Annotated in this window: 7 protein-coding genes and 1 pseudogene; 1 reads left to right on the plus strand and 7 read right to left on the minus strand. The window is 45.3% G+C overall.

All coding sequences use genetic code 11. The annotated features are described in order from the left end of the window. The first annotated feature begins 5 nt into the window (after positions 1–5). A complete protein-coding gene (locus tag R7Z77_RS08480) occupies positions 6–458 on the plus strand; it encodes an Lrp/AsnC family transcriptional regulator (RefSeq protein WP_005373369.1) in 453 nt (150 codons plus the stop codon). A 54-nt stretch (positions 459–512) separates the two neighbouring features. Here the strand turns inward: R7Z77_RS08480 and tssG are convergent, their stop codons facing one another. The 7 genes and pseudogenes from tssG to R7Z77_RS08515 form a co-directional block, all read right to left on the minus strand. Next, positions 513–1511, minus strand: a complete 999-nt coding sequence (tssG, locus tag R7Z77_RS08485; RefSeq protein ID WP_042523537.1) for a type VI secretion system baseplate subunit TssG — start codon at positions 1509–1511, stop codon at positions 513–515. After that, the gene (gene tssF / locus R7Z77_RS08490; RefSeq protein ID WP_017820373.1) at positions 1508–3256 is read right to left on the minus strand and encodes a type VI secretion system baseplate subunit TssF; all 1749 of its coding nucleotides are present in this window, start codon (positions 3254–3256) and stop codon (positions 1508–1510) included. Before tssF ends, tssG begins: the two co-directional genes overlap by 4 nt. Positions 3257–3266: 10 nt before the next feature. Beyond that, the gene (tssE, locus tag R7Z77_RS08495) at positions 3267–3677 is read right to left on the minus strand and encodes a type VI secretion system baseplate subunit TssE (protein ID WP_005373376.1); all 411 of its coding nucleotides are present in this window, start codon (positions 3675–3677) and stop codon (positions 3267–3269) included. 61 nt (positions 3678–3738) lie between these two features. Next, positions 3739–5214, minus strand: a complete 1476-nt coding sequence (tssC, locus tag R7Z77_RS08500; protein ID WP_005373378.1) for a type VI secretion system contractile sheath large subunit — start codon at positions 5212–5214, stop codon at positions 3739–3741. Positions 5215–5222: 8 nt separating this feature from the next. Then, the gene (tssB, locus tag R7Z77_RS08505) at positions 5223–5729 is read right to left on the minus strand and encodes a type VI secretion system contractile sheath small subunit (RefSeq protein ID WP_005373381.1); all 507 of its coding nucleotides are present in this window, start codon (positions 5727–5729) and stop codon (positions 5223–5225) included. Between the two features lie 26 nt (positions 5730–5755). Continuing rightward, positions 5756–7330: a type VI secretion system protein TssA gene (gene tssA / locus R7Z77_RS08510; RefSeq protein WP_213871400.1), complete on the minus strand. Its 1575-nt coding sequence runs from the start codon at positions 7328–7330 to the stop codon at positions 5756–5758. Continuing rightward, a pseudogene (locus R7Z77_RS08515) lies at positions 7317–8201 on the minus strand (protein kinase family protein); the annotation flags it as partial. The gene tssA and the pseudogene R7Z77_RS08515, both read right to left, overlap by 14 nt. Positions 8202–8425: the final 224 nt, after the last annotated feature.

An 8425-nucleotide genomic window follows, 5' to 3' on the forward strand; every position in this document is an offset into this window, starting at 1 on the left:
AACACATGATTTCAAACATGACTTTACAAGGTTTAGATAAATTAGATCGAAAAATACTTTCAAGTCTATTGTCGAATGGGCGAGAGTCGATTGCGAATCTATCCCGAAACATTGGTTTGTCTCGAACAGCAGTAGCAGAAAGAATTAATCGTTTAGAAAAGACCGGTATTATCAAAGGCTATACCGCACAGATTCGTGTAGAAAATGAAGGGCGAAAAGCCGCTAGTTATCTACTGATCTCTTGTGAAAAGGGTAAGAAGAATGATGTAACGAATGCACTTAAAGAAATCCCTGAGGTTCGCTTAACGAGCGTTGTTGGTGGCAACTTTGATATTATTGCCCTAATTGAAGCGCCCGACCTGCAGTCTATTCATCATCTTTGTAATGAAATTGAATCATTTAACGGCATTCAAAGGCTTGATACTACCGTTGTACTGCACCAGCCGATCAGTCGTTAAGCGTTTCTGACCTCTTCGAGGAAAACATAAAGGGCCGCTCGTTGAGCGGCTTTCTTATATGCTTCCGATAAGTCGAATTTTGGCGTCTTTATCACCTGGGTTACCAAGCCAGAACGTTTGACCTAGTTGGTTCCCTTCTCCATTACCCAGTTTGTTTTCTGGAATACTGTCTAGGTTAACTGTCAACTTTAGGTCCCACGACATTGGGTCACGCAGAATAAAGCGCATCAAGCCCACCAGCGTCTTATGTAACTCACCATCGTAGGAAAACTGCTTAAACGTTTCAAAATCAATGTTGTCGATACACAAGTTAAACTTGCCGTTCAAATCCGCAATGCTTTGTCCCAAGTGTAAGCTTTGCCCCAATACACAATTGGAACGATTGAGTTTGTTACGCTGGCTTTCAGCGATTTCTACGCGTCTATAAACCCATTCTTCGATTCGCACATTCGGCAGTGAAAAGTAGTGCGAAACAATACCGGAAATAAGCTTAGGTGAACGTGTACGCGTAGATAACTGGTTCACGTAAGACAGAACTTTCGCTCGATCTAACTCCGCGACTTCACAATCTTGCATAACGCTAGAGAGACCAGCCAAATGCAGTATGCGCCCAGAAAACGCATCGCTTGCCCCGCTTTTGTACTGCACGTGATATCGGTATTTCTTCCAAACACGATACAGTAAGCTTGTATAGCGGTTGTGGAAAAAGTCGAAGAAATCCTTCACTGGGTTATCATCGGGATCACGACCGACGAGTTTCTCAGTGTAAGACGCTGGCAGGGGCGAGCTTGAACCATGCAAGCCAAGAAAGTTCGTCTCAATACGTGAATATTGCTTTCCGTTTCTTTCCATATGAGTAATAAAGTCCATATCACTCTTTGGAAAGCACAGGTTTGGCGACACGCTGAACTCAATTCGCTCTTGATGGAAGTATTTGTTCTCGCCCACGGCAACAAAATTTGAGTTTGGCTCCAGCTGGTAGTGTTTCTCTAACAGCAACACCGCTTGGTAGAAACTAAACTCATTCGACTTATCAGAAAGTGTGTTAATCATAGTATCGTCTGCTGCCCGATTAGGCTTGCCCAGTTGTAAACCTCGCCCGTCGCTTCATCGAACACCTCTAGTTCGGTAAAGGAGTTCACACTCGAATACAAACGGATAAATTCATTCAATACCGTGGCCATAAGGAACATATCGCCTTCATTTACGAAGAACTTAGAGTCCGTCACGAGCTTGAATTGGTTACCACGCACAGATACACCACGAAATACGCGATCGATTGGTTTCATCTCTGAAGAAATAATGCCATCAAGTCGATGAATCGACGCGCGGTGGGCTTGTCTATCAACACGAGAATGGAAGTCGTAAGTCGAGAGCAACACTTTCAACACATCGATATTCGCTAAAGACAAGTAGTTAAGCGACATATTGGCAATCAGCTGCCATTGAAGTTCACCATTAACCTGAGGACTTACTGACTGTGTTGGCTTAGTAATGTTTTTAAACGTCGCATACGTTGGCGACTTGTGCGTCGCGTACGTGATATCTCCTACTGACAGGCGCTCCGCTAAGTCCGCGTTACTGCATTGCAGTTTCATCAATACTGTTTCAGTCCCTAAATCCGCGATGTCGCCATTGTGAGTATGGAATGAGATATAGCGCTCTAACCCTCTTCCGCTTACTCGCTCGCCCACTTTGGATTTGTAGAACTCTCGCTTATCACGCTGGTTGATTTGGTGCTCAAACGATTCAAATTCAATCAGTGGTTTTCGGCGACGCTCGTCTTTACTCCAGCTCTCCACTTGCTCAATGGAATAAACCTCGTAATGCTCTTGAGTGTTACTTTGTGGACGCACCTTGTACTCGTTTCGTCGATGCTCTAAACGGATTGGATCGCCGTCTTTTTCAAACAAGTTAACGGCAGGTGTGCAGTGCAACCTTAAGTGTTTATCTTTAAGCACCACCTCTGAAGGCAAAGCACGCTTAAAGTGGAATTTGATTTTGACCGTACTGCGCTGTGGAATGCCTTTTAGCCACTCTAAGCCTTTAATGTCGAAGAACATGAACTTATCTGGCAAAGAGAAGAATTCTTGCAGCAAACGGTAGCCTGCAAAGGAATTTTTGCTGTAAGGCAACAGCGCCTCGTCCTCTTCATGCCCGACTGGCTTAACGTATTCTGGCCCTAAACGATGTTTGTAGCCGCCACCAACATCCAACTCGACGTGATCTAGATAGCGGAACAGCCATAAGAAGACAGTGCGAGTAATATGAATCTCACCATGCAGGTGCAATCGCAGCGTGTCTAAACCTATCCGAGACAGCTCAAGGCCATGCTCCGTCGATAACGTCACATCAATCATCGAGCTGGTGCGGCTGTTAGTTTGTTCGATGTTAGTAATCGTAATTGGGTATAGATTGACGTCATAACAAGTACGGAACAAACACTGCGTGCCTTCTACCTGCTCGCTGGCCATTTCCGCACCACGTTTCACCACGGTTTTCTCAGTAACACTTCCGGTATGCGGTTTTAGTTCGCTAATACACAAAGACGGAATCGAACGCATGTAATGTGGCCACAGCAAAGTCATCAGAGATTGCGTTAGCTCAGGAAGTTCATCGTCAATCTTTTCGCGGATGCGTCCGGTCAAAAAAGCAAAACCTTCCAGCAGTCGTTCGACATCTGGATCAAAAGTTCCTTCAGAGAGAAAGTGAGTTAACTTCGGATGATATTTGGCAAACTCACTACCCGACTCGCGTAAATACGTGAGTTCATCTTGAAAGTATTTACTGTTACTCAAGTGGCACCTACTAAACGTTAAATTGGCCGTCGGTTCCCATGTAGACATCGATCGACATTGGGACTTTACCGCCGTTATGGGAAACTTCGCCGCGAATACCAAAGCCGAGTTGTAATGGGTTATGGTGGTCTTCACGGTAGTGAACCTCGACATTCAGCAGTCGGGGCTCAAAGCGTTCTATGGTTGACGTGATGTTTTTTTGAATATGGCGAACGAGGTTCGTGTTGTTAGAAAGTACGTCGTTAAAATCTGGCAGACCATACTCATTGTCGATCATTGCGTTGCCGGAATGCGTATTCAACAAGTCAGCGAGATGCGAGTGAATGGATTCAATCAAATGCTTATGAGACACCACTTTCTCGTAGCAGTTTTTTGGTTCTCCTAGCTCGATCCGCTCTAAAAGACGGTAACCTTTTTCCATATGCGATCCTACGAAAAAAGCAGCCAGTCTTCACTGGCTGCTTGATGGTTTCAGTAATGGGTTATTGGTCTAGCTTACCAACTAGAGACAAGTCGAAGCTTGCGCCCATGTACTTGAAGTGAGGACGTACAGACATCGATACTTTGTACCAGCCTGGATCGCCTTCTACGTCTGATACTTCAACCTTCGCAGCGCGAAGTGGGCGGCGACCACGAACTTCCGCTGGCGGGTTCTCTTGGTCAGAAACGTATTGACGAATCCACTTGTTCAGTTCGATTTCTAGGTCAGAACGCTCTTTCCAAGAACCAATTTGCTCACGCTGTAGCACTTTTATGTAGTGCGCTAAACGGTTGATAATGAACATGTAAGGAAGCTGAGTACCTAGCTTGTAGTTCATCTCGGCTTGTTTGCCTTCCGGCGTGTTCGCAAACACTTTTGGTTTTTGAACAGAGTTTGCAGAGAAGAACGCCGCATTGTCAGAACCTTTACGCATGGTTAGCGCAATGAAACCTTCTTCTGCTAGCTCATACTCACGACGGTCAGAAACCAGGATCTCGGTTGGGATCTTAGTCTCGATTTGACCCATAGCTTCAAAGTTGTAAACCGGTAGATCTTGTACAGTACCACCGCTTTGAGGACCAATAATATTCGGACACCAACGGTACTTAGCAAATGATTCACTGATCTTAGACGCCATCGCGTACGCTGAGTTGCCCCATAGGTAGTTATCATGGCTGTCTGTTACTTGCTCATCGTAGTCAAACGCCTTGATTGGGTTATCTTCAACAGAGTAAGGTGTACGTAGCATAAAGCGAGACGTACATAGACCTAGGTAGCGTGCATCTTCGTGCTCACGCAGACCACGCCATTTCGCGTACTGTGGACCTTCGAATACAGACTTCAGATCTTTTAGGTTTGGCAGCTCTTCATAGCTGTCTAGGCCAAAGAATTTAGCCGATGCCGACGTGATGAATGGTGCGTGAGACATTGCACCTACGTTAGCCATGTATTCCATCAGTTTGATGTCAGGCGACGAAGCTGACATAGCGTAATCACAAATGACGGCGCCAACAGGTTTACCACCGAACTGGCCGTATTCACGTGTGTAGATTTGCTTGTACAGGCCAGACTTCACCACCTCTGGAGCGTCTTCGAAGTCATCAAGAACTTCGTCTTTCTTCGCAGAGATCAGTTCAATTTGAATGTTCTCGCGGAAGTCAGTGTGATCAACCAGGTACTTAAGGCCACGCCACGTTGATTCAATCGCTTGAACTTCTTCGTTGTGAAGAATTGCATCAACTTGCTTAGACAATTTTTGGTCAATTTCAGAGATCATCAGATCAACCAGAGATTGGTCGACTTTCTCTGTGTTCGAACTGCTTAGTAGCTCACTGATGAATGCTTCTACGCCGCGTTTTGCAACGTCAAAACCTTCATCACTTGGCTTTAAACGTGTTTCGTTAAGAATGCTATCCAGAAGTGAGCCTGATTCAACTAAGGCTGCTTCTTGTTCTGGCGCTTGTGCTTCTGCAGACATGATATCCCTTACTCTTCTTTCGCGTCTTGGTCGTTGCCAATGCTTAGTTCATCCAACAGTTTCTTTCTCGCTTCTTCATCTTGAAGAACCGATGCGATCTTCTTACGGAACGCAGGAACGTTTCCTAGAGGACCTTTAAGTGCAACCAAGGCTTCGCGAAGCTCAAGTAGGCTGTTTAGTTCAGGTACACTTTTCGCGATCGCTTCAGGAGAGAAGTCCTTCATGTTTTGGAAGGTCAGATCAACACCAATCTGGCCGCCTTCTTCATCAGAAAGACGGTTTTCAACGTTGACTTTAACGTTTGGAGACATGCCCTCTAGCACTTCGTTAAAGTTGTCTTTGTCGATGTTAATTGGAGTACGTTCTTCAATTGGTGTCTCATCTGCACGCGCAGTAAAGTCGCCAACTACCATCATGCTTAGCGGCAGCTCTACGTCTTCTTGCGTATCGCCAGTTGCTGGAACATAACGGATATTAATTCGCTCTTTAGGAGCCACCGAGCCGTCACGTGACATAATTCGTTCCTTATCTAACTCTTTAATTAGTCGTAAATTGCTTTCCACTCTTCATACTTCTCAGGTAGAAGATCCTTGCTTCCAAATAACCGATGGAGTGTTTTTCGAATTAGGTCTTCTAACTGTGACGATAAGTGGGGTTCCCAGCTCGCGAGATTAAACGCTTTTTGTACTTCCCACCCCTTCTCAAGATACGGCAAACACAACGGGTATAATCCAACAGACTGGTAAGCTGCTATCAATTGTAAATACAGCATGAACTGCCCACGTCCCGAGCTATCCAGCTCAAGTTTGCGGGCAAGCTCTGCGGCACATTCCCCTAGATTTTCTAGAGTGATATCCTCCACTGGCAGCGAGTCTTCCTGCGAAATCACAACCGTTTGAACAACGGGTTGAGAAGTCGAAGAAGTAGTATCTTGAGTCGATAACCAGCTCAAGGTCGCTTCATCTGCAAATGGTATAGAATTCTTAAATGAGAGGTGCTCGATGCCCTCTAGTGATTCAACAAAACGCGTCACTTCTTGTTTCACAGCAAGCGCTGCATCATCAAAGCCCAAGTTATTAAGCATCGAATACACGAAGTAATGGCCCGTCAGCCAAAACGGCGCATCCGTTAATGTGCGCTCCAAACGCTTAATGGTGTCGATGTCGCTTTCTTGGTCAGCTTTATCTCGGTATTCCGCTTGTTGATCGGACGACACTGCCAAGCTCAAAGGCGTTTGATTGTTTTGGTGGTCGGGTAGACCATCAATGTCATCCCAAGTCAGATGACGATAAATCCGGTAAGCCAGCGGATCACTTGGGTTCGCATGAAGCATGACTTCCGCAACCTTCTTCAAGGTGCGCTTAGAAGCCGTAGGCGAAGAGAAGTCCGTATCGACATCAACTTCTTTTGCTACCGCTTTCTTAACTGGCGCAGGTTTAGGGGCCGGCGGAACCGCCTTCACCGGTGCGGTTTGCACTTCACTCTGCGCTGGCGTTTCTTCGGCAGCAGACTGCGTAGCTGGTGCAGGCGCCGCTTGTTCAACGTTAACGACTGCATCATCGCTCTGCTCATCAGCCGCCGCTTGTTGAGATAAAACATTGAGTTGAGTGCGAATCTCAAAGAAATCCGCTTCTGAGTCTTGATAAACCTCGTCGTACTGGCGCTGCACTTCTTCAACAGTCGAAATGCAGTTTGATACCAACTCCCATGACTGAGCACTTTCCGCTAACTTGCTACTGACCAGTTTAAACTGATGGTTCAACCATTCAACCGCGCCATCTCGACCCCGCTTTCGCGAAGGATACAATTCAACGCCAAAGCGACTTAACGCCTCACTAAGCAGCTTTAGACCTTGTTCAAAGCCTTGCAGACCAAACTCTTCTGTTAGCGCGCGAACGAGGTAACAAATGGCTTTTAAGTCTTTACTGTGGTGCTCTAGGACTTCAGTCGCGTGCGTTTTTACCACGCTCCAATCTACTGTTTCGCCAAACAAGGAACCGAATTTCTTTACTTCAGATTCCATCATCTCGTAGCAAAACTCGTAACGGGCATCGTTTCCCACTGGAGATTCATCAGAAATAGGATTAAGCAGACGATCGATATCAATGTTGGACAAAATTCACGTCTCCTTCAGTCAAGTAATCTCTCAACGCACGCGCTACCGCAATTGCGCCATTTGCTGGCTTAGATAACCGATGGCTCTGCTCTATCGCATCCGACGCCATGCTATCTAGAATTTTCGTGATTTCTGTAAATTTGCTTGGTGCATTCCGTTCTAAATCGGCAAGGGATTCATGTAGCTTTTGTTTGTCGTAAACGGATTGCTCCATCACGGTGCTAAACAAAATAAATTCGCTTCTTGCGACGATTAAATCCTTTATTTTTTTGTCTAGTTCTGGCGTATTACCGAAGTAGGCTTTGGCTAATTCAGCTTCTTCAATTGCTTTGGTGTAAAAGTGCGCCTCTGCATGTTTATCGATGGAGTCATTAATATTTTCCATCACAGCCTTTGGTAAGATTTGGTTGTAGAAATAGGCTTGTGACTGGTTTAATAACCATGCCTCTTTCATTTCATTTTCTGCGAGCTTAGCTTCACCATCTAAAATTAAACGAGCAATCTGCTTATCTCGACTGCCAGCTATGGCAGATACTTTCATGGAATCGATAGAAGCGACATTTAACCCAGACATCACTTTAGTCAACACCTCATCCGCATATGGAAACAGGGCACCGTCACGAACAAGGGTTTCTCGCAAGGTGACAAGCTCCTTACGTAATTCGACTAATGCCATTGGTAAGCCATCCGCTAACGATTGATACGACGTTAACTGAGACTGTTTTTCTTCATATAAATTCGAGAGGCTTAACTGCTGAGCTTGATATGCTGTTCGATAAGCTTCTGTCATATCAATACTCTGAGTAGCTTGAGACAATTCTTCTTTGATTTTCCATGGAGGCTGAGCCAAAAAAGAAGCCGTTTCAGAGGGCGTAATAACGTGAGTTACAGTAGTGACACCTCGGGAAAAAATGGCATCCAATTGATCTTTATTCTGTTGATATAAATAACTTCCTGCTGTGGCTTTGTTGCGTAATTCGATGGAACTAAATCAGGAAGTTACGATCTGATCGGTTACATCAGTTAATCATCGTAGCCTTATGCCGAAACCTCGTTACAAAACAACTAACTGGAAGCAGTACAATAAAGCCTTAA

The organism is Vibrio sp. 1401, from assembly GCF_033340295.1.

Excerpts from the sequence above, each read along its gene's own strand:
- R7Z77_RS08480 (WP_005373369.1), top strand. The coding sequence starts at position 6 with ATGATTTCAAACATGACTTTACAAGGTTTAGATAAATTAGATCGAAAA.
- tssG (WP_042523537.1), bottom strand. The coding sequence starts at position 1,511 with ATGATTAACACACTTTCTGATAAGTCGAATGAGTTTAGTTTCTACCAA.
- tssE (WP_005373376.1), bottom strand. The coding sequence starts at position 3,677 with ATGGAAAAAGGTTACCGTCTTTTAGAGCGGATCGAGCTAGGAGAACCA.
- tssC (WP_005373378.1), bottom strand. The coding sequence starts at position 5,214 with ATGTCTGCAGAAGCACAAGCGCCAGAACAAGAAGCAGCCTTAGTTGAA.
- tssB (WP_005373381.1), bottom strand. The coding sequence starts at position 5,729 with ATGTCACGTGACGGCTCGGTGGCTCCTAAAGAGCGAATTAATATCCGT.